The organism is Hymenobacter sp. 15J16-1T3B (assembly GCF_020711235.1).
Classification (GTDB): Bacteria; Bacteroidota; Bacteroidia; order Cytophagales; family Hymenobacteraceae; genus Solirubrum.
On record NZ_JAJFAV010000001.1, the window covers coordinates 551,764 to 575,383 of the forward strand.

The window sequence follows — 23,620 nt, forward strand, 5'->3', positions numbered from 1 at the left end:
GCCACGGCTCCGGGCCGCCCGGTTGGCGGGCGGCAACGGCAGTACGCGCCCGAACCGGCCGGCTCCGCAACCCCCAAAATCCGCGGCAGGCCAAGAGCTAGATTTTGCGCTTCAGCTCGAAGTGCTTGCCCAGGTACACGCGGCGCACCATCTCGTCGGCGGCCAGCTCTTCGGCGGTGCCGGCCTTAAGCAGCTTGCCCTCGAAGAGCAGGTAGGCCCGGTCGACGATGCTGAGCGTCTCGTTCACGTTGTGGTCGGTGATGAGGATGCCGATGTTTTTGTGCTTGAGCTTGGCCACAATGCCCTGGATTTCCTCAACGGCAATGGGGTCGACGCCGGCGAAAGGCTCGTCGAGGAGCACGAATTTGGGGTCGACGGCCAGGGCGCGGGCAATTTCGGTGCGGCGCCGCTCCCCGCCCGACAGCACCCGGCCGAGGTTTTTGCGCACGTGGTTGAGGCTGAACTCGGTGAGTAGTTCTTCCACCTTGTCGCGCTGGGCCTGCTTGGGCAGCTTGGTCATTTCCAGCACCGAGAGGATGTTTTCCTCCACCGTCAGGTCGCGGAACACCGACGCTTCCTGGGCCAAGTAGCCGATGCCGCGGCGGGCGCGCTGGTAAATGGGCAGGGAGGTAATGTCCTCGTCGTCGAGGAAAATGCGGCCTTCGTTGGGTTTCACCATGCCCACCGTCATGTAGAACGAGGTGGTTTTGCCCGCGCCGTTGGGCCCGAGCAAGCCCACGATTTCGCCCTGCTCCACGTGCAGGCTCATGTCGTTGACGACGGTGCGTTGCTTGTATTTCTTAACGAGGTGTTCGGCGCGCAGAATCATGGGGGGCAAAGTTAACATTCTCGCCCGCGGCAGGGGAAACGGTCGAGTTGGCACGAATAATGGGCTTGCAACGCTATTAAACGCCATTTTTGCACTACATGCCCAACACTTTTATGTCCGTCCACCGTATTTTTTCACTCACTGCTGTGGCCGCCGTCCTCAGCCTGCTGCCGCGGCTAACTCAGGCCCAAGCCGTTACCGACGTAGCCCGCGCCACCCAAGCCCGCGACTCAGTGCTGCTGCGCGCCAACACTTACCGCCAGACCATCGAGCAGCAGGCCGCCCGGTTTGACGTGACGGTGCACCGCCTGGGCAAGCGCCGCCGGGTGGTGCACGGCTACTACCTGAAGAAAAGCACCAACCCAAATTCGCTTAACGCCGGCGTGGTATCGACCAAGCGCGAAAAGGCCTGGAAACACGTCACGCGCACGCTGGCCACCGGTGTGGTGCGTGAGCGGTACCTGGGCTACCTCGACGGGCAAAAAGTGCTCGAAGAAACCCGCACCAACCACCAGACGACCTTCGTGCGCGTGTCGCGGGTGGTGCGCGCCTCGGGCATCAACCTCGTCATGGGCCGCGCCCGGCAGGGCCTGCTCACCAGCGAGGGGTACGTGCAGTGGGGCCGGGAACAGTTCCTGCTCACCGCCCCGACCAAGTTGTAACTCCCCAACAGCCTTTTACGACGGCGGCCGGCTTCCCAGTGGGGAGCCGGCCGCCGTCGTTATCAGCCCCGCTTGCCGAGCACCTGCCGGCGCAAGACCAGTTGTTCGGGCGTCGGGGTGGCGCTGGGCTCCAGGTAAAACGGAATTTCCACGTCGTAGACCTGCGGCTTGCCCTCGATTTCGGTGGTGGCGGTGCCGCGGCGCACGGTCAGGCGCACGGCCGCGTCGGAGTTGGGCTCGTCGACCAGGGGGCGCAGCAGCTGCTCGGCGTTTTGCATGGTGACGGGCCGCCCGTCGACGGCCACGATGACGTCGCCGGGCTGCAGGCCGAAGGCGTTGGTCGGGGGCTTCACGTTCACGGCCTTGAACTCCTGCTTTTTGTCGTCGAAGGCGAAGCCGATCTGCCCGAACGCCTTGACCTTGGCCGGGGCGCGGTCGGCGTAGTTCCAGCCGATTTTGCTTAGGTATTCCTGCAGGGGCAGGGCTTCGGTGCCCACCACGTACCGGTCGAAAAATTCCTGCACTTGCGGGTGCGTGAGGGCCACGATTTCCGGAATGAGCTGCGCGTCCTCGAAGGAGCGGGTGGGGCCGTACTTCTGGCGCAGGGCGAGCAGCACGTCGCGCAGGCTTTTTTGGCCTTTGGTCAGCTCCTGAATGCGGATGTCGAGCAGCAAGCCGATGAGGGCGCCCTTCTTGTACACGTTCTCATACATGTCGTCGTAGGGCTTTTCGAGGATGCGCCGGCTCATTTCGGTGAACGACACGCCCGCGGGGTACTTGCTGGCGTCCTGCACCTTTTCGCGCATGGTCTTGCGAAACTGTTCCTCCGTGGTCAGGCCCGCCTGCACCTGCACGAGGTGGGCGAAGTACTCCGTCACGCCCTCGTACAGCCAGAGGTGCTGCGACATTTTCGGGTCGCGGAAGTCAAATTCGCCGATTTCGCGGGAGTGGATATTGAGCGGGGCCAGCATGTGCAGAAACTCGTGCGAGGCCACCTCGCGCACCATCCCGTTCAGCGCCGTCGGGTCGTCGCGCTCGGGCAAAAAGTACAGCGAGGAGTAGGAGTGCTCCATGGCCCCGAAGCCGCCGGTCTGCCGGTTGACCACCGTAGAGGTCTGGTAATCGGGGAAGTACATCAGAAACTGGTAGCGCGGCACCGGCATCTGCCCGAAAAACTGCCCCAGCGCCTCGGCCATGGGCCGCATGGTTTCGGCAATCTGCTGGGCCTTCACCTTGCCCTTCTCCGATACCACCGCCACGCCGATGCGCGCCCCGCCGGCCACAAAGCTGGTGGTGTCGGGCTTGGCGTAGAGAATGGGGCCGTCGGCCAGAGTCACGTAGGAGTCGGCCGTGAAGGTGTCCTCGGTGCTGCCGCGGCGGGCGGGCAGGCCGGTGGCGGCGTACAGCTCGGGGGCGTGCTGCACCTTCACCTCGTAGGGCAGCATCTTGTAGCCTTCGAGGTAGCCGTAGAGGCCGTAGTGGTTGAGCACGTAGTTGGGGTGCTGGGGCGAGGCGTCGAAGTTGGTGCCGCCGGGCTGGAAGATGTAGCTGTCGTCCTGCTTGGCGTCCCAGGTGTCGTCGACGTGGTACTCCAGGCGCCGCAGCTTCTGGGCCTTGTCGATGACGAAGAGGTTTTGTCCCTCGCGCTTCACTTTCAGCTTCTTGCCTTTGTCGTCGTAGGCCACGAAGTCCTGCACAAAGCGGCCGTAGTCCTTTTTGGAGTACGAACCGGGCACCACGCTCGGCATCACGTAGGTCACCTGCTCCTCGCGCACCGGCGGGGTATTCACCACGATGCGCAGCTGATCGGAGGCGGCCGCCGGCTGGGTGCTGACGCTGATGCGGTAGGTGCCGGCGGGCGGCGTTTGGGCCTGAACCGAGAAGGATAGCAGCGCGCCGAGGCCGGCGCCGAATAGGGAACGTGTCATAAGCGGACGGATGAGCGGCGGCGAAAGTAGCCCCCGCGGCGGGCTAATAACGCACAAACTGCCCAAGCTGCTGCATCGGCCCGACTGCGCGGCTACCAACACCCGCGCCGGCTGCCCCGTAGCAGGTAGCTCCAACCAACCTCGCTTCGTCATGGCCCGTTTCGATAATTCGCCCCTTGTTGCCTGGGCGCCGCGCCTGCTCAGCGTGCTGCGCGTCGTGGCCGGCTTCCTCTTCCTGCTGCACGGCACCCAGAAGCTCTTCGATTTCCCGGCCGGCGGGCACGGCCCTGTGGAGCTGGCCTCGCTGATGGGCTTTGCCGGCATCCTGGAGTTGGCCGGCGGCCTGCTGCTCCTGCTGGGCCTCGTCACGCGGCCGGTGGCCTTGCTGCTGGCCGGCGAAATGGCCGTGGCCTACTTCAAAGCGCACTTTCCGCAGGCCCCGTTGCCGATTCAGAACGGCGGCGAAGGAGCCGTGCTCTTCTGCTTTATCTTCCTGTACTTAGCCGCCGCCGGCCCCGGCCCCTGGAGCCTCGACGCCTGGCGCCACCGGGCCAGCCGCCGGTAGCCGGCCGAAGCGGCGCGTATTGCTGAATACTAGCCGTTTGGGCTGCTCATTCGTCAGCCACGCTGCCCGAAGCCGACCTTCGCGCTACGGCGCGGCTGGTTTACTCGCCCCAGCCGATGTCCTTCAGGCGCAGTTGCAGGGACTTCTGCCCCCGCCACTCGTTCACGTCGATGTTGTAGCACACGCTGAACGGCTGGCCCTGGCTGATGCGCTGAAAATGCTCGGCCAGCCCGAAGCCAATGGCCTCGATGGGCGCCGAATCTTCCTGCATCAGGGTGAGCTTGAGGTGGGAGTTGCCCACGATTTTGGCCGAGCCGGGCACCGCGTACACCTGCTCCGACTCAAACACCGGGCTGCTGTTGCCCGGGCCGAAGGGCTCCATCTGGTGCAGCAGGTTGTAGAAGCTCCACGTCACCTCGCGCAGGCGCAAGGGCAGGTCGATGTCGACGGGCGGAATCATCTGCTCGTCGGTGAGGCGCGACGACACGACGGCTTCGAAGCGGCGGCGGAACTCGGGTACGTTTTCCAGCGGCAGCGTGAGGCCGGCCGCGTACATATGCCCGCCGAACTGCTCCAGCAGGTCGGAGCACTCCAGAATGGCCTGGTGCACATCGAAACCCACCACCGAGCGGGCCGAGCCGGTGGCTTTGCCGTTCGACTCGGTGAGGATGACGGTGGGCCGGTAGTACTTGTCGAGGCAGCGCGAGGCCACGATGCCGATGACGCCCTTGTGCCAGTCCTGCTTGAAGAGCACCGTGGAGCGGGAATTGCGCAGCAGCTCGTCCGTCTCGATCATCTGCAGCGCCTCTTCGGTGATGCGCGTGTCGAAGCCGCGGCGCTCGGTGTTGGTCTGGTCGACCACTGAGGCGGTGGCCAGGGCCTGCTCGGCGGTTTCGGAGAGCAGCATGGCCACCGAGCGTTTGGCGTCGCCGAGGCGGCCGGCGGCATTGATGCGCGGCGCAAAGCCGAACACCAGGCTGCTCACGTTCAGCGGCCCTTCGCGCAGGCCGGCCAGCTGCCGCAGCGCGTACAGGCCCGGCCGCGTCTCGATGGTCGGGTCATTGAGGCGGCGCAGGCCGTGGTACATCAGCAGGCGGTTTTCGCCGGTGATGGGCACGATGTCGGCCGCAATGCTGACGGCCAAGAGGTCCAGCAGTTCCAGCAGCGGCTGCTCGTCGAAGCCCTGGCTTTGGCAGAGCGCCTGCATGAGCTTAAAGCCCACGCCGCAGCCCGACAGCTCCTTGTAGGGGTACGGGCAGTCGGGGCGCTTGGGGTCGAGCACGGCCACGGCGGGCGGCAGCTCTTCGCCCGGCAAGTGGTGGTCACACACGATGAAGTCCACGCCCTGCTGCACGGCGTAGGTGATTTTGTCGACCGATTTCACCCCGCAGTCCAGCGCCACGATGAGCTTAAAGCCGTTTTTGGCCGCCCAGTCGATGCCCTGGGTGGAAATGCCGTAGCCCTCCACGTAGCGGTCCGGGATGTAGTAATCAATGCGGGCCGGGCCGAAAAGGGTGCGCAGGTACGAGTACACCAGGGCCACGGAGGTGGTGCCGTCCACGTCGTAGTCGCCGTACACCAGCACTTTTTCCTCGTGGAACAGCGCGTCGGTGAGGCGCTGCACGGCCTTGTCCATGTCGCGCATGAGCATGGGGTCGGGCAGCTCCGCCAGGTCGGGGCGGAAGTAGGACTTAGCCTCGTCGTAGGTGCAGATGCCGCGCTGGCACAGCAGGCTGATAATGGCTTCGTTGACGCGCAAGGCCTCGGAAAGGTGGCGGACCTGTTCCGGGTCGGGCGCGGGCTTACGAATCCAACGTTTCAGCATGGGTGGGGACGGCGTTATCTTCAAAAGTAAGAAGAAAACCTTGGGATTCCACTGCCCAGCACGCATTGGCGCCCCCGTCTGCGTACCTTTGGGCCCGCACCGCCTCCCTCCTATCATGCAGCGCCTCCGCGACTTTTACCGCCGTTACCGGCAGTACATCCTCTCCGATGGGCTGATGTACCTGGTATTTATCTTGGCGCTGGCGTTGATGTTTGTGTTTTTCGGGTAAGCGCCACTCACGCTGGCTCTTGCAGAAACTGCGGCGGCACGCTTTCAGTCAGCCACACGCCGTTGTCGGACCGGAAGAACTGGTGGCCGTGCCGGTGCATCTCGCCGGCCAGCACCGTCAGCACCACGGGGCTGCCGTGGCGCTGGCCCACGCGGCGGGCCGTGTCGGCGTCGGGCGAGAGGTGCACGTGGTGCCGCTCGCCGCGGCGCAGCCCTTCGGTGCGGATGCTGGCCAGGTGGCGGGTGGCCGTGCCGTGAAACAGCTGCTCGGGCGGCGTCTCTGGAGTATAGCCCAACTCTACCTGCACCGAGTGGCCCTGGTTGGCGCGGATGCGCCGGCCGTCGGGGCTGAGGGCGAAGCGCTGTTTGTCGCTGTCGGCCACGAGCTTGTCGAGCAGGGCGCGGTCGACGGCGTGGCCGTGCTGGTTGAGGCGGTGGAGCAGGTCGTCTACGTCGGCCCAGCCGGCCGCGTCGAGGGCGAGGCCAATGGACTGGGGCTCGTGGCGCAAGACCAGGGAGAGGAACTTGCTGAGGCGGCGCAGCGGGTCGGGGGCGGCGGAAGTAGCCATAACGGGAGCGGATTACGTAGGCGAAAATACCGTAAGGTAAGCTTGCGCCGGCCGCATTCTGGCCCGCGCTTGTACATTTGCCGCCCTTTCCTAGCGAGAAGCCTATGCGCTCAGTTGCCGCTCTTACCTGTGTTGCGCTCTTGTTGGCCGGGGCCTGCGCCCGCCGCGTCGACCTGACCACCCCCACCGATACCTCGGAGCCCCGGGCTACGGCCAATCCCTCGACGCCCGCCCCCACGACCACGCCCACCACCATTCCGGTGCCCGAAACCAGCATCAAGGACCTGCCCTTCGACCAGCGCAATCGGCCTAAGTGGCTGGACGACAAGATTCAGGCGCACCTGAACGCCAAGGCCGAAAACCCGCGCATCCGCATCCTGAGCTACCAGTACCGCGGCCAGACGGTGTACTACGAAACGTCGCCCTGCTGCGACCAGTACACCACGCTCTACGACGCCAAAGGCAACGTGCTCTGCGCCCCCGACGGCGGCATCACCGGCCGCGGCGACGGCAAATGCCCCGATTTCGAGAAAAACCGAACCGCCGAACAATTGGTTTGGCAAGACCCGCGCTGACGGGGAGTTGGTGGGTTAAGGCAGTGGTGGGTGTCGTTCAATTCACCAACACCTCAAACTCACTAGTTCCCTATTTCACTATTTCACCTATGATCAACACCATCGAAAAGCTCGGTGCCTACAACGTGTGGGCCAACGCCAAGCTCCTCGCTCACCTCGACGGCATCGTGGCCTCGGGCGCCGAACTGCCGGCCAAAGCTTTGCGTCTGTTTTCTCACGTACTCAATGCCCAGGCCATTTGGCTGGCCCGCCTCACCGGCACCCAGAGCCCGGTGAAAGTGTGGCAGGAACACGACCTGGCCGGCCTGCACAAGCTGCACCAGCAAACCTCGCCCTCCCTGCACCAGTACATCCGCGACGCCGACGACGCGGAGATGACTCGCATGATCAGCTACGCCAACTCCCAGGGCAACAGCTACGACAGCCAGGTGTCGGACATCCTGACCCACGCCTGCGTGCACGCCAACTACCACCGCGCCCAGGTGGCCACCAGCCTGCGCGAAAGCGGCCTGGAGCCCATCAACACCGACTTCATCACCTACTGCCGCGAGCTGGCCGGGCAGGCCTAAGCGCTGCGCTTACCTGCAGCTCACCGCCCCCACGAAACCCTTCCGCCCCCGGAAGGGTTTTTTGCTGACTTTTACCGGCCTACCAGCCGTTCTGCTTATGACTTCGTCTGCTGCTTCCGCCGCCACTGCCGCGCCCGTGCTCACGCCGGAGCGCCTGGCCTCGGCCTACACCTACCTCACTTACCGCCAGCTCATCGACGAGCTGCTGGCCCAGGGCCGCACCACCGGCCCGAACCAGTCGGAGGCCCTCACGGCCTACGCCAAGCTCAACGAGCAGCGCATGTCGCGGCTTGACAAGACCGTGCAGCTGCTGCCGGAGCTGACCGACGAGCTGGCGCGCCTGCAGGGCCAGTACGTGTGGCTGGTGCTCACCGAAGGCTGGTGCGGCGACGCGGCCCAGATCGTGCCGGTGCTCGACACCATTGCCCGGGCCAGCGGCGGCCACCTGAGCACCCGCTACCTGCTGCGCGACGAAAACCTGGACCTGATGGACCGCTACCTCACCGGCGGCACCAGCCGCTCCATTCCGAAGCTGGTGGTGCTGCGCGCCGATACGCTGACGGAAGTGGCCCAGTGGGGCCCGCGGCCGGCCGAAGCCCAGGCCCTGCTGCTGGCACTCAAGGCCCAGGGCGCCACCCACGAAGAGTACGCCGAGCGCATTCACGCCTGGTACGCCAAGGACAAAACCCGCAGCACCCAGCAGGAGCTGGTGGCCTTGCTGCGGCAGCTGGCGTAAGCCCTTCTTTTTTGCTGTTTTCTCGGCGGGCCGGTACCGGCTCCCGCCTTTTCTTTTTCGCATGTCTGCTCACAAGCACGCCCAAACCCACTACCCCGTCGTCGACGTCATCAAGCACCGCTGGAGCCCGCGGGCCTTCACCCCGCAGCCCCTCAGCGACGACGACCTGCGCACCCTCTTTGAAGCCGCGGCCTGGGCCCCCAGCGCCATGAACGAGCAGCCCTGGCGCTTCATCTACGCCCACCGCGAGCAGACCGAGGCGTTTCAGCGCATCTGGAACTGCCTGCTACCCGGCAACCAGCCCTGGGCCAAGCACGCCGCCGTGCTGGTGGTGGTGCTGGCCCGCAAGACCATGGGCGCCAACGACGCGCCTAACCGCCACTACCTGCACGACACCGGCATGGCTACCGCCAACCTGCTGCTGCAAGCCGCCAGCATGGGCATTCACGGCCACGTGATGGGCGGCTTCGACATGGCCAAAACCCAGGAGGCCCTGCACCTGCCCGCCGACCTGGAGCCGGCCACCTTCCTGGCCTTGGGCTACGTGGGCGAAGCCGAGCAGCTCGAAGAGCCGTTCCGCTCGCGCGAGCTGGCGCCCCGCTCGCGCAAGCCGCTAAGCGAGTTTGTGTTCGAGAACGAATTACCGGCATAACACCGGGGTTTAGAACGTCATGTCGAGCTTGTCGAGACATCTCGCGTGCTGACTCCTGATAGTGACCCTCAAGGTGGGAATTACTATCCGGCGAGATGTCTCGACAAGCTCGACATGACGGCCCGAGTTTACTTTATCGTCTTCCCACACCTCCTTCTTCCATGCACACCCAACGTTTCCCCGCGGCTGAGCGCGGCCTGAAAGACATCGGCTGGCTGCAAAGCAACTTCACGTTCAGCTTCAGCTCCTACCCCAACCCGGTGCGTGCCGGCTTCGGGCTGCTGCGCGTGTTCAACGACGACTACGTGCAGCCCGGCAACGGCTTCGGCATCCACCCGCACCAGAACATGGAAATCATTTCGGTGATGCTGGCCGGCAAGATGAACCACCTCGACTCGCTGGGCTACAAGGAAGTGGTGGAGGCGGACTGGGTGCAGATCATGAGCGCCGGCGCGGGCCTGCGCCACGAGGAGCACAACGTGGGCGACGACGAGGTGAACTTCCTGCAGATCTGGATTGAGCCCAAGCTGCAAAACATCAACCCGCGCTACCAGCGCCGCTCCTTTCCGCGCGCCAAGCGCCGCAACCAGCTCACCACCATCGTCTCGAACGAGGAGGGCCAGGGCCACTGCTGGATCAACCAGAACGCCCGGCTCAGCCTGGGCTACTTCGAGGCCGGCAGCACGGTGACGTACGCGCTGAACCCCACCAACAAATGCGTGTTCGTCTTTGTCATCGAGGGCGAGGTGCGCATCGGCGGCGAAACCGTGCCCCGGCGCGACGCGCTGGGCCTCTGGGGCACGGCCGAGTTTACCGTCGAATGCGCGCAGGAAAGCCAGTTCTTGCTCATCGAGGTGCCAATCAACCACTGAGGCTGCTTGTACCGAAGAAGAACGTCAGGTCGAGCGAAGCCGAGACATCTCCCGTACTGACGCCTGAGGGTAACCGGTTCGTTCAACGAAAAGGTTAGTACCCACGCGAAATGCCTCGACAAGCTCGACCTGACGTTCGGGCAAGGCGGCTGATTGGCCCTGAACCGCCGCGGTTTAGCAACTTTTCCGGCCACTGGCTAGTTTTGTGCTCGTTATGCTCGTCCAACAGCTCATTATCCTCGCGCTTTTCCTCGGCGCGGCCTTCTACATCGGCCGGCGCCTGTGGCAGAGCTTCTTTGCCAAATCCGACGGCGGCTGCCCCAAGGGCTGCGGCGCCTGCAGCGCCATCGACGTGGACGCTATGCAGCGCACCATCGAAAAGGCTCAGCGCCAAGCTCAACACGCCGGCTAGCTGAACATTTTGGTTCGGCCATATAACCCGCCCCGCCCGTGGCTGCGTATAGCCCGGGCGGGGCGGCGCATTTTACGCCCGTTCCGGATTCCTTCTCTCAATCCCTCTACTCCAAAGCACCCGACGTCATGCAAGACAAAGAAGAAGAACGCGCCCTGGTCAACGTGGAAAAAAAGCTGACGGCTGACGGCTTCACCGCCGACTTTGCCGTGCAAGACGGCCGCCTCTGCGTGATGGGCTCCGACAAAAATGTGAGCTATGCCCCCGAGGAAGTAACCATCGTCGATTTCTACCGCTTCGAGGGCGAATCCAACCCCGACGATATGTCCATCCTCTACGCCATCGAGGCGCACGACGGCACCCGCGGGACCATTTCCAACGCCTTCGGTACCTACGGCGACGACCAAATCGACACCTTCCTGCGCAAGGTCGAAGACCTGGGTAAGAACCTCGACAAAGCCCACAAATAGCCCGCCGCCCCGCCTACCCGCTCTTCCTTACCTAGCCGCGCCGCCATCGGATGTGTTTTCCCACTCGGGAAAGTCGCCGCGGGTGACGCGGCTTGTTTTTTCACCACACCTATTCACGCCGTGTTATGCCCGCCCAACTACCTCATCATCCCCTGCAGTCGGCAGCGGACCTCGACCCCTTACTGGCCCAAATCGGCGACGCCCGCGTGGTGCTGCTGGGCGAAGCTTCCCACGGCACTCACGAGTACTACACCTGGCGCGCGGCCATTACCAAGCGCCTGATCGAGGAGAAAGGCTTTCACTTCGTGGCCGTGGAGGGCGACTGGCCCGACTGCTTCGAGGTGAACGTGGCCATCAAGCAGCCCCACGACGGCAAGCCGGCCGCCCAGCTGCTGCAAACCTTTAACCGCTGGCCCACCTGGATGTGGGGCAACTGGGAAATAGCGGCGCTCATCGATTGGCTGCGGCGGCACAACGCCGCCCTGCCCTCGGGCCACAAAACCGGTTTTTACGGGCTCGACGTCTACTCGCTCTGGGAGTCGTTGGAGCAAATCATGCAGTACGCCGGGCGCAAGGGCGAGGCGGCTGCCCTGGCCGCCCAACGGGCCTACAAGTGCTTCGAGCCCTACAGCGCCGACCCGCAGGAGTATGCCGAGGCCGTGGCCTTCGTGAGCGAGGACTGCGAAGACGAAGTGCTGACCATGCTGCGCACCCTGCAGCGCCGCACGCCCGCCACCAACCCCGATGGGCTGGCCGTGGAAATCGAGTTTGCGGCCGAGCAAAACGCGCTGGTGGCCGTGAATGCCGAGCGGTACTACAAGGCCATGCTGCGCGGCGGGGGCTCGTCGTGGAACGTGCGCGACCATCACATGATGGAAACCCTCACCCGCCTGCTGGAGCTGCACGGCCCCGAGAGCAAGGCCATCGTGTGGGAGCACAACACCCACGTGGGCGACGCCCGCTACACCGACATGGTGGCCGACGGCATGGTGAACGTGGGGCAGCTGGCCCGGCAGCAGTTCGGCCGCGACAAGGTGTACATCGTGGGCTTTGGCTCGTACCAGGGCTCGGTCGTGGCCGGCAAAAGCTGGGGCGCCCCGCTGGAAAAGATGCCCGTGCCCGAGGCCCGGCTCAACTCTTGGGAAGCCCTGCTGCACACCGACATCGGGCAAGATGCGCTGCTGCTGTCTTCGGAGCTGCGCCCGCTGCCGGCCCTGCAGGAGCACCTGAACCACCGCGCCATCGGGGTGGTGTACCGGCCCGAGCGCGAAAAGTACGGCAACTACGTGCCCACCGTGGTGCCGGAGCGCTACGACGCCTTCCTCTACCTCGACCAGACCCGGGCCCTGCACCCGCTGCCCACCCCCGCCGACGAGCACGTGCCGCCGGACCTGTACCCCTGGGGGGTGTAAGAGCCGCTCCCGGGCCACCACGCGAAGCCCGGTCTGATTCAGGCCGGGCTTTTTTGCGGGCATTCCGGCCGGTCGCTACGGTTGAGCTTGCTCCATACGCGGACTGATGCCGCGCGCAACTTTGCAGCAACCAATTATTCATCAGCCCGTTAACTACTCCCTCACAATTCAATTGCCAGCTGCATGGACAAGAAGCATTCTGCCTCCGCCCACCACGCCGAGGCCCACTCCAGTGCCCGCATCTACACCCAACCCGAGCTGCGCGAGCGACTAAAAGACGACATCATGGCGGGCGACCGGGGCGGCGCGCCCGGTCAGTGGAGCGCCCGCAAGGCCCAGTTGCTGGCGCAGGAATACCGGCAGGCCGGCGGCGGTTACACCTTCGCCAAGCGCAGCCACGAGCAGCAGCATTTGCAGGACTGGACCACGCAAGATTGGCAAACCGCCGACGGCCACCCGGCCGCGGGGCGCGAGGGCGGCACCGCCCGCTACTTGCCCAAGCAGGCCTGGACCGACCTCACGCCCGCCCAGCGCAAGGCCACCAACGCCAAAAAACAGGCCGGTTCCCGCGCCGGCGAGCAGCACGTGCCCAACACGGCCGCGGCCCGCAACGCCCGCAAAAAAGCTACCGACGAGTAGGCTAGCTGCCCAAAATAGCGTCGGCAACCTCCCGCCCCGTGGCCATAGCCGCGTTCAGCGAGGGGTACGCGGCCCAGTCGCCGCAGCGGTACAGGCCCTCGGCCAGCCGCCGCGGCTGCTGGGCCGTTTGGCTTACTTGCCCGGCTTCGTATACCGGCAGCGCGTGCTCGATGTGGTAGGTACCCAGGCGGCGCCAGCTGTTGGCTGAGGCGCCAAACCAGCCCGCCAGCTCCTGCCGCAAGCGTTGAGCCAATGCCTCGTCGCTGAGGCCGTGCGGGCCGTGGGTGCTCACGGATATCAGCGCCTGCCCGGCCGGGGCGTATTCCGGGGCCACGTCGCTGGGAAAGGCCACGTTATGGACCAAAGCGCCGGGAGCGGCATTTAGGCGCAGCAGCTTGTCGCCGCGGCCGGGCGAAGGGCCGTCGGCGGCGAAGTAGGTGCAGGTGGTGCGGCGCGCGGCAGTGGGCTCGGTGGCCGTCAGCGCGGGCAGCAAGTGGTGGGCGGCGGGGCCGTCGGTGGCCAGCACCACGGCGCTGCCCTGCAGGGTGCGGCCGTCGGTCAGGCGCACCGTGGTGCCCTCGATGGCGGCTACGCGGGCGTGCAGCTGCACGGCGCCGGCGGGCAGGCGGGCGGCCAGTTGCTTCGGAATTTCCTGAATGCCGCGGGCCGGCAGCGCAGCGTCGCCTTCCACGAACTGCTTGAACACAAACTCGAAAAAGTTGCTGGCCGTGGTCAGCTCCCGGTCGAGGTAAATGCCGCCGAAGAAGGGCCGGAAAAACGTCTCAATCATCTGCTCGCTCCAGCCGTAGCGCCGCAGAAAGCTCAGCGTATCGGTGGCCGGGCGGGCCAGTAGTTCCTCGCTGCTGTGCTGTTTCACGTGCTGGGCCAGGCTCACCAGCCGCAGCTTGTCGGCCCAGGAGCCGATAGGGGCCGTAGCCGCCGACAGGCCCCGTAGCGGCTGGCGCAGGGGGTTGCGCAGGGTTGTTTGCCGGCCGTCGGGCAGGCGGATGACGGCGCCGGAAGTAAACGGCTGCAGCTGCAGGGCGCCGTAATCGATGAGGCGCTGCACCTCGGGGTAGCGCGTGAGCAGGATCTGAAAGCCGTGGTCGAGGCGGAAGCCGTCGGGCGTGAGGTCGGTGCGCACGCGGCCGCCCACGGCATCGGCGGCTTCGAGCACCTGCACCGGGCGGCCGGCGCGGTGCAGGTAGCAGGCGCAGGTAAGCCCGGCCATGCCGGCACCGATGATGAGGACGGGGGCTTGCGGAGAGAGGTCGGCAGCGTTCATACCCTGCCCAAACTGCAAAACCGGGGCGAAGGTTGGGAGCTAGTCGCTCAGGCTGACGCCGTATTTGCGCTTGAACGCCTGGATTTCCTCGTAGCGCATGTGCGGATTGAGCAGAAACGTGCGCTGCCCCCGAACCCACTCCCGCACCGGCACGCCGCGCTCATACCAAGCGTCCAGTAGCTCCACCAGCCGCTGTTGCTCCGGCCGCCCCCGCACAATGACTCCATCGGCGGGCCACTCTCCCACTTGAATGCGGTTCATCAGCTTCCGCTCCGGGGTTGCCCAGAGGAAAGCCGCTGTGTCATGGTAATACGCCTCAGGCGAATACCCATTATGCTCCACCCGCACGGGCGCCTGAGCCGGCAACTGCTGCTGTTGCCACCGGCCCCGTACTTCCCGGTAAGCCATGCCGACCCCTAGCACCAGCGCCCCCAGCGGCACCGCTACGGGACTGAACACGTCCTCCAGCACGAGGCGGGTCAGGCCTCCGTCGAACCAGGAAGGCGACCCGGCGGGGGGCGGGTCCACCGGCACGATGGGCAGCCAGAGCCAGGGCTCGTCGAGGTACAGGTATTCGCCGCGGCGGGCGGCTTGGCTGATGCGGTCCAGCTGGGCGGACGTCAGGGCAGTTGTCATCTGAGCCTTCGCAGAGGATATAATAACAATAACCGATTATCGGTCAGCACTTAGGGTTCTGGGGCCGTCAAGGGGTTTTGCCCAATTCCCGCGCCAGCACCGCTTCCCAATATGCCTGCACCAATTGCGGCGTCCAGGCTATCTGTCCGGTGTTAGCCATGGGATTGATGCGCACTTGGTCGCGGCCACGGTCGAGGCGCACTACGAAGCCGCACAAGGCATAGTGGCCGCGTACGGTAGCGGGCGTCCAGCGCGGCAGGTCTTTCACCGCTTCCCGGACCACGGCCTGCAGTGGCCCGCTGGCCGCCAGCACGGTCGTAACGTTGCCCAGCGAATCAATGCCGCACACCACGGGCGCGTTGGCGGGCAGTTGGGCGTACCAGGGCTGGTTGCTAAAATTCAGCAGCTTGCGGTGCAGCTGCTGGCCGTAGGCCTCGAAGCTGAGGGCATTTTTGGGCATGGCCAGCTGCTCAAACTCCGCCCGCAGTTGCTGCCGCCGCTCCCGCTCGGCGCAGGCCAGCCCCAGCCGAAACCGCTCGGCCGTCGCGCCGGGCGCTTCCATTTCCAGCACCACCTTGGGTGTCGTCAGCACGGCGCTGCCGTAGCGGGGCTTGGTGCTGAGCTGCCCGCTGCGAAACCGGCCGCGCGAAAACATTTCGTCGCTGAACGGCTGGTTGGTGCGCGTATCGATGCTCTGCCACTGCCCGTGGGGCAGGCCCTCGGCCACGGGGCCGCGGAACCGGAAGTAGGTCCGCTCCGGCAGCCACGCCCCGCTCCCGCTCGTCACGTAGTTCGGCGGCGGGGCGCCCTCCCAGTAGCCGTTTCCGTCGGTGGCGCGCCGGGCGCCCGTCGAGTCCCAGTAAGCAACGATGCGGAAGCCGCCTTCGGCCGGGAAGCGGAGCACCTGCCGCGGCTGCCCGTTGGCGTACCAGTAGTGCCACTCGCCGGTGGGCACGCCCTGCGCCAGCTGCCCGCGCACGACTGGTTTGCCGCTGCGCGCAAACTGCTCAATCGGCCCGTCGGCCTTGCCGTTGACGTAGCGCACGCGCAGGGCCAGCACGTTTTCGTCCATCCAGTAGTCGCGCGCCTCGCCGGTGAAGTTGCCGTCGGGGGTGATGCGCGTGAGCCGGCGGATGCTGGCGCAAGCCGAGGGCGTGAGCAGATAATCCGCGTCGTAAAACAACCGCACGCTGTCGTTGCGGATGACCTGGTAGCAGTCCTTGAAGTTGGGCTTGGCGGCGGTGCCCTCGCCGATGGCTACGCGCGGCACCACCGTGGCCGTCTGGGCCTGGGCCAGCACCGGCACGCCGAGCAAAAGCAGCAATCTGCAGGATATCAATTTCACTAGCAATAGCTTGTTAACCGTCTGAAAGGCCACCCAGGCTTAAAACAGGTTATGCCGCTTCGGAATCTTGCGCGTCTTCTGGGTGTAGAACTCGGCCACGCCCTTGCGCGTCATCGGAATGGTCCAGCGGCCGATGAGCTGCCCGGCTTGGTAGCCGGTCAGGGCCTTGCCGGGGTGGGTGGTGGCCAGCAACTTGGCGTCTTCGGGCTTCACGTCGGGGCCCACCTGGCCGTGGCAGCGCAGGCAGGTGGCGTCGGTGGGCAGTAGCACCAGGGGCTCCTGCACCAGAAACTGGTCCTGCTTGGGGCGCTGGGTGCGCACGGTATCTTCCTCGGTGATGAAGCGCGGCGGGCTGATCAGCTCCCGCGTGGGCTGGGCTTCCAGCTCGCGGGCCAGCTTCACCACGGCGGGCAGCTTTTCGGGCTGGCAGTACGGGTGCGCGGCGGCCACGCCTCCGGCGGCCAGCCGCTCGTTGAGCTGGGCCCGCCAGCCGCGGTCGGCGGTGCGGATGAGCGAGTCGGCCGCCCAGCGCGCCCCTTGCAGCAGTTGCGCGGGCTTGATGAGCTTGGGCTGGAAGTTTTCGGCTTCGCGGGCCAGCTCCTTGGTGTTGTCGAGGTGGTCGACGTCCTCGGGGCGGCAGGCCACGAGCAGCGGCAGCAGGGCCAGCAACGATAGGCTTCGGCGCATATAGAGTTTGGCCAACGCGCGCGGAACCTGCTGTGGCCCCGCCGGGTTTTGTACCTTTGCAAAAGTACCGCCCAAATTCGGACCCCAACGACCGATGCTTGACAAATTAGAGGCTATCAACCAGCGCTTCAACGACGTGGGCCAGCAACTGCTGGACCCCGAGGTCATGAGTGACATGAAGCGCTACAAGGCCCTGAACAAAGAATACAAGGACCTCAACAAGATTGTGGTCGAGTATAAAGCCTACCAGAACATCCTCTCCAACATCGAAGGGGCCCGCGAGGTCATTGCCACCGAAAAGGACGAGGACTTCCGCCAGATGGCCAAGGACGAGCTGGAAACGCTGCTGCCCGAGCAGGAGCGCCTCGAAGCCGTCATCAAAGACCTGCTGATTCCAAAGGACCCGAACGACTCCAAGGACATCATCCTCGAAATCCGGGCCGGCGCCGGCGGCGACGAAGCCGCGCTGTTTGCCGGCGACCTGCAGCGCATGTACATGCGCTTTGCCGAAAAGCAGGGCTGGAAGATGGAACTCGTGGACGCCATGGAAGGCACCGCGGGCGGCTACAAGGAAATCATCCTGGCCATGCGCGGCGAAGACGTGTACGGCAAGATGAAGTTCGAATCGGGCGTGCACCGCGTGCAGCGCGTGCCGGCCACCGAAACCCAAGGCCGCATCCACACCTCCGTGGCGTCGGTGGTGGTGATGCCCGAGGCCGAAGAATTCGACATCGAGCTGGACATGAACGACATCCGCAAGGACCTGTTCATGTCGTCGGGCCCCGGCGGGCAGTCGGTAAACACGACCTACTCGGCCGTGCGCCTCACGCACATTCCGACGGGCATCGTGGCGCAGTGCCAGGACCAAAAGTCGCAGCTAAAGAACTTCGACAAGGCCTTGCAGGTGCTCCGCTCGCGCATTTTCGAAATCGAGCTGGCCAAGAAAAACGAGGCCGAAGGCGCCGCCCGCAAGAGCATGATTGGCGGCGGCGACCGGTCGGACAAAATCCGCACCTACAACTACCCGCAGGGACGCGTGACCGACCACCGCATCGGCTACACCGTGTACAACCTGAGCGCGGTGATGGACGGCGGCATCGAGGACTTCATCGAACAGCTGCGCATCGCCGAAAACGCCGAGCGACTGAAGGAAGGCACCACGGCCTAAGTCGGGCTGCAGTTACCGCATTTAGAACGTCATTCCGAGCGAAGTCGAGGAATCTTGCGTGCTGACGATAGATAGTAACTTTACTATCCCAACGTCAGCAGTAGAGATGCTTCGACGCGCTCAGCATGACGTTCTTTTTTATTCTGGTTCTGCCTCGCTTCGCTACCCGATGGACTGCACCCGCCCGATTACGCTCGAAAACAGCCGCGCCCGCCTGCGGCCCCTGGAAGCCTCCGACTTCGAGGCCCTTAAGCAGATTGCCTTCGACGCCGACATCTGGCGCTACACCCTCACGCCGGCCCCGCAGGACAGCGTGGGCCTGGCGGCTTACCTGGCTCAGGCCCTGCAGGAGCGCGAAGCCGGCCGCCGCTACCCTTTCGCCATCATCGATCTGGAAACCGGCCGCCTGGCGGGCAGCACCAGCTACGGCTCCTTCGCCATGGCCGACCGGCGCCTGGAAATCGGTTGGACCTGGCTGGGCAAGGACTTTCAGCGCACCGGCCTGAACCGGGCGGCCAAGCACCTGCTGCTGCAATACGCCTTCGGGGAGCTGGGCTGCGAGCGGGTGGAGTTGAAAACCGACGCCCGCAACCACCAGTCGCAGGAGGCCATGCGGCGCATGGGCGCGGTGCAGGAAGGCACCCTGCGCAGCCACTGCTACACCCAGGGCGGGCGGCGCCGCGACACGGTGTATTTCAGCGTTCTGCGCCCCGAGTGGGAGCAGCTGCGCCGCTCGGTCTTCAGCCAGTTCGACACACGTGGGTAAGGCCCCGCAACGCCACCGCACCCGCTGGCGCCACGAAGTGGCCTCGTTCGGCTACGCCATTCAGGGCATCCGCGAGGCGTTGCTGTCGGAGCCACACCTGCGTTTCCACGCCCTGGCCACGGCCACCGTGCTGGTCCTGGCCACTTGGCTGCAGGTGTCGCGCCACGACTGGGCCTTGCTGGCCCTGGCCGTCGGCGCCGTCTGGACGGCCGAGCTGATGAATACGGCCGTGGAAACCATCATCGACCTCGTTTCCCCCGATTTCCACCCGCTGGCCGGCCGCGCCAAGGACGTGGCCGCCGGCGCCGTGCTGCTCATGGCCCTGGCCGCCGTGGTAGTCGGCCTGCTGGTGCTGGGGCCACCGCTGTGGGCGAAGGTTGTGGCGCTTAATTCTTAGGGTTGCCGAAGTAACGCTAATAAAAGGATCGGTCATCCTGAGCGAAGCGAAGGACCTTATCACGCCAGATACAGATCCAACCAACGTGATAAGGTCCTTCGCCTTGCTCAGGAAGACAGACGACTATCCGCAAGCAGGTCCCCGAGCCCGCGTTACATGGCCTCGCCGCGCAGCTTGCGCACCCGCTTGCGGGCTTCGGCGGCGTAGATGCTGCCCGAGTACTTGGTCAGCAGCTGGGTATACAGCTCTTGGGCCTTGGCTTTGTCCTGGCGGTTTTGCTCCTCGATTTCAGCCGTCAGAAACAGCGCGTCGTCGGAAAGGATGTCGTACTTGGGGTTGCTGGTGATGCGCGCCAGGGTTTCCACGGCCCCGGCGTAGTCGCCGGTGCGGCGCTGCAGCTGGCCTTTCAAAAACCAGGCTTCGTCGGTGAGGGCGTGGCCGGGGTACTTGGTCAGTAGCTGGTCGAGGCTCTTGATGGCCTGCGGCAGCTTGTTCTGGAACACCAGCAGCTCGGTGGCGGCGTAGTCTTTCAGGGCCAAGCCCGCGGTATCCATGGCCGTGTTGTCGCCGATGAGCAGGCTGAGCTGCATGGCGTCGTTGGCAATTTCGCGGCTGGTGGCCTGCTTCAGAATATCGAGGTGCGACTGCGCCAGCTTGAAGTCCCCGGCGTAGTAGCTCAGGCGGGCGTTGCGCAGCTTGGCCTCGTAGCCCAAGGGCGAGTCCTTGCGCGATTTTTCCACCTGCGAGTACAGTAAGGTGGCCTCCCAGGGCTCGGCGCGCAGCACGTATATGTCTCCCAGGGCAATTTTGGCCTCGTCGACGAGCTGCGGATCGGCCCGCGGCAGGTCGATTACCTCCTGCAGCAGCTGCATGCCCTTGTCTTTCTGGTCGAGCTGGAAGGCGTAGAGCAAAGCCAGATTGCGCAGCACCCCGGCCGTCTGGGCCGTGCGGCCCGCTTCGGTCAGCAGTTGCTCGTATTCGCCCACGAGGTTGCGCAGCTTAGCCTGGTCTACCGGGAAGGTGTTGCGCACCTGCTCTTCGCGGGCGGCAATGAGCTGCTGCCGGGCCGGTTGGTAGTACTCCCCGCCGCGGTACTGCTGGGCCACGTACTGGTAGCCTTCGATGGCGGTTTCGTAGTCTTTGTTTTGCTGAGCAATGACGGCCAGGTCCATCACCCGGCGCCCCTCGCTGTGCTGGCGCCGGTCGAGGGCGCGGGCCTGCACCAAGGCCCCGGCGAAGTCGCGGCGCTGCAGGTGCAGCCACAGCAGCAGCTCGCTCCAGGTAGCCTGCTCGGGCTGCTGCTGGGTGCGGGTGATGAGCAGCTTCTCCAGGGTATCAAAATCGGCGTCGGTTTTCAGCGCGTTCTGCAGCATGTTGCGCACGAAGCTCAGCTGCTCCCGGTCCGGGTTCTGCTCGGCCATGCGCAGCGTCTCCTTCAGCACGCCCTCCTTTTGCCCGTTGGTGGTGTACAGCTGCACCAGTTGGGCGCTGTACTCCGCCTCGTTTTTGGCCAGCGCCCGGCCGCGTAGGTAGCTGCGCTCGGCCCAGCGCGGCAGCTGCCGCTGCTGAAACTCCTGGGCCACGGGCTGCACCTGATCGGGCGCAAGGCCAGCCACCACCTTTTCGTACTGCTTGCGGGCCGCGGTGGTGTCGCCGGCGGCCGTGTACACCGCGCCCAGGGCCACGCCCAGCGCCGGCTCGTTGGGGCTGCGCTTCACGGCCTTGCGGGCCAGCTTCTCGGCGTCCTTGTACTTCTTCAGCTCCACCAGCGTGCGCAGGTAGTCGGGCAGCACGTTGGGGGCCATCTGCACGTCGGCGGGCAGGTCGTCGTACACGGCCTCTGCCTTCACCCATTCACCTTTGCGGGCGTATTCGCGCGCCACGTTCACCAATCCGCCGCCGTCCTGGGCTAGGGCCGGGCCGGCGGCCAAGACTAGCCCCAGCAGGCTGATTTGGCTTTTCTTCCACAGGGCGGACAGGGGCAGTAGGCTCATGGCAATCGGAGACGAGAAGTAAAGCCGGCCGCTACACCAGCGCCGGCGGGGGCAGAACAACGCGCGGTCGGGTTTCATTCACCCGGCGCGGCCGGCACCGCCCAAAGACCGTACCGCCCGCCGGGCGTTGCGCCGGGGCCGCGGGCCGTACCCGGTGAAGATACGTGCCGCGGCCCCTTGCCCGATGTCGGCCGGGCCGACTTTCCCCTACCGGCTAACAAAAAACGGTCCCTGCCGCGGGGCAGGGACCGTTTTGATACGCGAATCCGAAGCGGTTTAGAAGAAGCGCACGCGCTCGTCCTTCACGTCGGCCTGCTTGCGCACGGCTTCGTAGATGGCGCCGCTGGAGCGGTTGCCGCGCTGCTGCTGCAGTTGGTTGCGCACGGCTTTCAGGTCCTGCGTGGGGGCGGTGGGCTCGGTCTTGTTCACCAATTGCATCACCAGTACACCCTGCTCGCCCTGAATCGGGGCCGATACTTGGTTGGGCTTCAGGCCGAAGGCAGTGCCCACGGCAACCGGCTCGCTGCCCACGCCCGGAATCACGCCCTGCCCCAGCACGAGGTCGTTGGCGTCCTTCACTTGGGCGCTGGGGCCGTAAGCGGCGGCCATGGCCTCCAGGGTGTTGCCCTTCAGCTTGGCCATGATCTGCTTGGCCTTTTCCTCGTTGCGCACGTAGGTCGATACCTCGGGCTTCACGGCGGCCACGTCGGCGGTGCCCTCCTTGCGGGTGCCGGTGAGCACGGCCACCACGTACTGGTCGTTCACGGTGAACACGTCCGATACGTCGCCGATGTTGGTGTCCTTGTTGAAGGCCCAGCGCACGGCTTCGCGGGCGTTGGGCAGGCTGCCGAGGTTGGCCGAGGACTTATCCACGCCCTTGGCTTCCTGCTTCTGCAAGGTCTTGTCGGCGGCCACAGCCTTGCGGAACGACTCCAGGTCGGTGGCCTTGGCCTTCAGGTCCTGGGCGCGCTGGTAGGCGGCTTCGTTGGTCGCGTCCGAAGGCGTAATGTTCTTCGTGACGGTGGCTACCTGGTAGGTCTGGTTAGTTTTCGGCGCCGTCACCTTGATGATGTGGTAGCCGAAGGAGGTCTTGGTCAAGGTGGGCAGCAGGCCGGCCGAGGTAGCGCCGAACACGGCCTTCTCGAACTCGGGCACCATGCGGCCGCTCGTAAACCAGCCCAGGTCGCCGCCCTGCGGGGCGGTGCCGTCGGTGCCGTACTGGCGGGCCATGGCGGCGAAGTCGGCGCCGTTCTTGATCTGGTTCAGGATGCCCTGGGCCTTGGCTTTGGCAGCGGCATCCGCCTCGGGCGTGCTGCCTTCGGGCTTGATGAGGATGTGGCTGGCGCGGGCGGCCTGGGCAGCCCCGGCTTTGGCCCCGATTACCTTGTAAATAGAGTAGGTACCGTTCTCCGCGTAGGGCCCGTACACCTGGCCGGTTTGCAGCGGCGCTTGCTGGCGCAGCTTCTCGGGCAGGTCAGCCGGCGAGAGGTAGCGGCCGTTGTAGGGCTGGTCGGAGTTCAGGCGCACGAACAGCGAGTCGTTCGGGGCCGAGCGGAACTGCGTGGTCAGCTGGTCCACGGTCTGGCGCACGGCGGCCGAGTCCTCCTTCGAAGGCGTCACGGGTACTACCACGTACTCCAGGTCGCGGCCGTCCTGCACCTTATAGCGCGACTGGTGGCGCGTGATATATTCCTGCAGCTGCGTATCCGAGACCTTCACGGCCGAATCGGAAATGCTGAAGTAGGGCACGAACAGGTAGCGCACGTTGGCCTTGGCCTGCTGGGCCGCGTCGAAGCGCTGGGCTTCGGCGGTGGTCACGTACTCGGTGTTTTTCAGCAGGGCGTAGTACTTGCTGCCCATGCGGTCCTGCGGCAGGTTCTGCTCGAAGGTGTACCAGGCCACTTGCTGCTGCGGGGGCATCTTGTCGAGGTTGCGCAGGTACTCGATAACCTTGGCGCGGTCGAACTGCCCGGTTTGCGGGTCGGTGAAGGCCTGCTTGATGGTCGGGTGAATGTTCTTGCCCTGCACCATGTCGGTCAGCTCCTCGTCGGTCACTTTCAGGCCCAGCTTGTCGAACTGCGGCTGGAAGGCGCGCTTGAACACAATCTGGTTCCAGGCCTGGTCGCGGATGCCTTGTAGCTCCTGCTCGGAGGGCTGGCGGCCGTTTTGCGCCACGTACCCCTGCTTGGCCTGCTCCACCGCAGCGTTAAACTCTTCAATGCTGATGTCGTCGCCGTTGACTTCGCCGACGGTGGTGTCCTGACGATTGAACAGGCGGTTTTTTCCGCCGATCAGGTCGCCGCCCACGATGAAAAGCAACATCCCGACGGCTACGGTGCCAACGGCCCAGCCTGATTTTTCGCGGATGGTGTTGATTAAAGCCATTTAGTTGAAAGTAA

The 23,620-nt window shown here is 65.2% G+C and carries 24 protein-coding genes; 14 read left to right on the plus strand and 10 right to left on the minus strand.

Going from position 1 to position 23,620, the window contains the following annotated elements:
* Positions 1–97: 97 nt before the first annotated feature.
* The gene (lptB, locus tag LJ737_RS02320) at positions 98–829 is read right to left on the minus strand and encodes an LPS export ABC transporter ATP-binding protein (RefSeq protein ID WP_227762950.1); all 732 of its coding nucleotides are present in this window, start codon (positions 827–829) and stop codon (positions 98–100) included.
* 146 nt (positions 830–975) lie between these two features.
* Between lptB and LJ737_RS02325 the strand changes: the two genes are divergently transcribed.
* On the plus strand, positions 976–1,491 hold the full coding sequence (locus tag LJ737_RS02325) for a hypothetical protein (protein WP_227762640.1): 516 nt from the start codon (positions 976–978) through the stop codon (positions 1,489–1,491).
* A gap of 62 nt (positions 1,492–1,553) precedes the next feature.
* On the opposite strand, the gene LJ737_RS02330 is transcribed toward LJ737_RS02325, so the two are convergent.
* Positions 1,554–3,419, minus strand: a complete 1,866-nt coding sequence (locus LJ737_RS02330) for a M61 family metallopeptidase (RefSeq protein WP_227762642.1) — start codon at positions 3,417–3,419, stop codon at positions 1,554–1,556.
* A 151-nt stretch (positions 3,420–3,570) separates the two neighbouring features.
* Between LJ737_RS02330 and LJ737_RS02335 the strand changes: the two genes are divergently transcribed.
* Positions 3,571–3,984, plus strand: a complete 414-nt coding sequence (locus LJ737_RS02335; protein WP_227762644.1) for a DoxX family protein — start codon at positions 3,571–3,573, stop codon at positions 3,982–3,984.
* Positions 3,985–4,084: 100 nt separating this feature from the next.
* On the opposite strand, the gene recJ is transcribed toward LJ737_RS02335, so the two are convergent.
* Entirely contained in the window at positions 4,085–5,809 is a 1,725-nt protein-coding gene (recJ, locus tag LJ737_RS02340) for a single-stranded-DNA-specific exonuclease RecJ (RefSeq protein WP_227762646.1), read from the minus strand.
* Between the two features lie 236 nt (positions 5,810–6,045).
* The gene (locus tag LJ737_RS02345; RefSeq protein ID WP_227762648.1) at positions 6,046–6,606 is read right to left on the minus strand and encodes an RNA 2'-phosphotransferase; all 561 of its coding nucleotides are present in this window, start codon (positions 6,604–6,606) and stop codon (positions 6,046–6,048) included.
* A gap of 104 nt (positions 6,607–6,710) precedes the next feature.
* Here LJ737_RS02345 and LJ737_RS02350 point away from each other — a divergent pair, with 104 nt between their 5' ends.
* From LJ737_RS02350 to LJ737_RS02390, 9 genes are all read left to right on the plus strand, one after another.
* A complete protein-coding gene (locus tag LJ737_RS02350) occupies positions 6,711–7,181 on the plus strand; it encodes a DUF6970 domain-containing protein (protein ID WP_227762650.1) in 471 nt (156 codons plus the stop codon).
* A gap of 89 nt (positions 7,182–7,270) precedes the next feature.
* Complete coding sequence (locus LJ737_RS02355; RefSeq protein WP_227762652.1) at positions 7,271–7,750, plus strand: DinB family protein; 480 nt, start codon at positions 7,271–7,273, stop codon at positions 7,748–7,750.
* Positions 7,751–7,847: 97 nt separating this feature from the next.
* The gene (locus LJ737_RS02360) at positions 7,848–8,486 is read left to right on the plus strand and encodes a thioredoxin family protein (RefSeq protein WP_227762654.1); all 639 of its coding nucleotides are present in this window, start codon (positions 7,848–7,850) and stop codon (positions 8,484–8,486) included.
* Positions 8,487–8,547: 61 nt separating this feature from the next.
* Positions 8,548–9,138 (plus strand): nitroreductase family protein, encoded by a 591-nt coding sequence (locus tag LJ737_RS02365; RefSeq protein ID WP_227762656.1) that lies wholly within the window; start codon positions 8,548–8,550, stop codon positions 9,136–9,138.
* A gap of 161 nt (positions 9,139–9,299) precedes the next feature.
* Complete coding sequence (locus tag LJ737_RS02370; protein ID WP_227762658.1) at positions 9,300–10,010, plus strand: pirin family protein; 711 nt, start codon at positions 9,300–9,302, stop codon at positions 10,008–10,010.
* A 214-nt stretch (positions 10,011–10,224) separates the two neighbouring features.
* Positions 10,225–10,422: a FeoB-associated Cys-rich membrane protein gene (locus LJ737_RS02375; protein ID WP_227762659.1), complete on the plus strand. Its 198-nt coding sequence runs from the start codon at positions 10,225–10,227 to the stop codon at positions 10,420–10,422.
* A gap of 128 nt (positions 10,423–10,550) precedes the next feature.
* Entirely contained in the window at positions 10,551–10,892 is a 342-nt protein-coding gene (locus tag LJ737_RS02380; protein ID WP_227762660.1) for a hypothetical protein, read from the plus strand.
* Between the two features lie 125 nt (positions 10,893–11,017).
* On the plus strand, positions 11,018–12,304 hold the full coding sequence (locus tag LJ737_RS02385; protein ID WP_227762662.1) for an erythromycin esterase family protein: 1,287 nt from the start codon (positions 11,018–11,020) through the stop codon (positions 12,302–12,304).
* A gap of 183 nt (positions 12,305–12,487) precedes the next feature.
* Positions 12,488–12,943, plus strand: coding sequence for a hypothetical protein (locus LJ737_RS02390; protein ID WP_227762664.1), 456 nt, complete (start codon positions 12,488–12,490; stop codon positions 12,941–12,943).
* A gap of 1 nt (position 12,944) precedes the next feature.
* On the opposite strand, the gene LJ737_RS02395 is transcribed toward LJ737_RS02390, so the two are convergent.
* From LJ737_RS02395 to LJ737_RS02410, 4 genes are all read right to left on the minus strand, one after another.
* The gene (locus LJ737_RS02395) at positions 12,945–14,228 is read right to left on the minus strand and encodes a protoporphyrinogen/coproporphyrinogen oxidase (RefSeq protein WP_227762665.1); all 1,284 of its coding nucleotides are present in this window, start codon (positions 14,226–14,228) and stop codon (positions 12,945–12,947) included.
* Positions 14,229–14,267: 39 nt separating this feature from the next.
* Positions 14,268–14,864, minus strand: a complete 597-nt coding sequence (locus LJ737_RS02400) for a hypothetical protein (protein WP_227762668.1) — start codon at positions 14,862–14,864, stop codon at positions 14,268–14,270.
* Positions 14,865–14,931: 67 nt separating this feature from the next.
* A complete protein-coding gene (locus tag LJ737_RS02405; RefSeq protein ID WP_227762669.1) occupies positions 14,932–16,188 on the minus strand; it encodes a toxin-antitoxin system YwqK family antitoxin in 1,257 nt (418 codons plus the stop codon).
* 60 nt (positions 16,189–16,248) lie between these two features.
* Positions 16,249–16,896: a c-type heme family protein gene (locus LJ737_RS02410; RefSeq protein ID WP_227762671.1), complete on the minus strand. Its 648-nt coding sequence runs from the start codon at positions 16,894–16,896 to the stop codon at positions 16,249–16,251.
* A 94-nt stretch (positions 16,897–16,990) separates the two neighbouring features.
* Between LJ737_RS02410 and prfA the strand changes: the two genes are divergently transcribed.
* From prfA to LJ737_RS02425, 3 genes are all read left to right on the plus strand, one after another.
* Positions 16,991–18,064 (plus strand): peptide chain release factor 1, encoded by a 1,074-nt coding sequence (gene prfA, locus LJ737_RS02415; RefSeq protein WP_227762674.1) that lies wholly within the window; start codon positions 16,991–16,993, stop codon positions 18,062–18,064.
* 169 nt (positions 18,065–18,233) lie between these two features.
* A complete protein-coding gene (locus LJ737_RS02420; RefSeq protein WP_227762676.1) occupies positions 18,234–18,830 on the plus strand; it encodes a GNAT family N-acetyltransferase in 597 nt (198 codons plus the stop codon).
* Positions 18,823–19,227, plus strand: coding sequence for a diacylglycerol kinase family protein (locus LJ737_RS02425; RefSeq protein ID WP_227762678.1), 405 nt, complete (start codon positions 18,823–18,825; stop codon positions 19,225–19,227). The genes LJ737_RS02420 and LJ737_RS02425 overlap by 8 nt, the downstream gene beginning before the upstream one ends.
* A 152-nt stretch (positions 19,228–19,379) precedes the next feature.
* Here the strand turns inward: LJ737_RS02425 and LJ737_RS02430 are convergent, their stop codons facing one another.
* On the minus strand, positions 19,380–21,221 hold the full coding sequence (locus tag LJ737_RS02430) for a tetratricopeptide repeat protein (RefSeq protein ID WP_227762679.1): 1,842 nt from the start codon (positions 21,219–21,221) through the stop codon (positions 19,380–19,382).
* Between the two features lie 276 nt (positions 21,222–21,497).
* Entirely contained in the window at positions 21,498–23,606 is a 2,109-nt protein-coding gene (locus LJ737_RS02435) for a peptidylprolyl isomerase (RefSeq protein ID WP_227762681.1), read from the minus strand.
* Between the last annotated feature and the right edge of the window lie 14 nt (positions 23,607–23,620).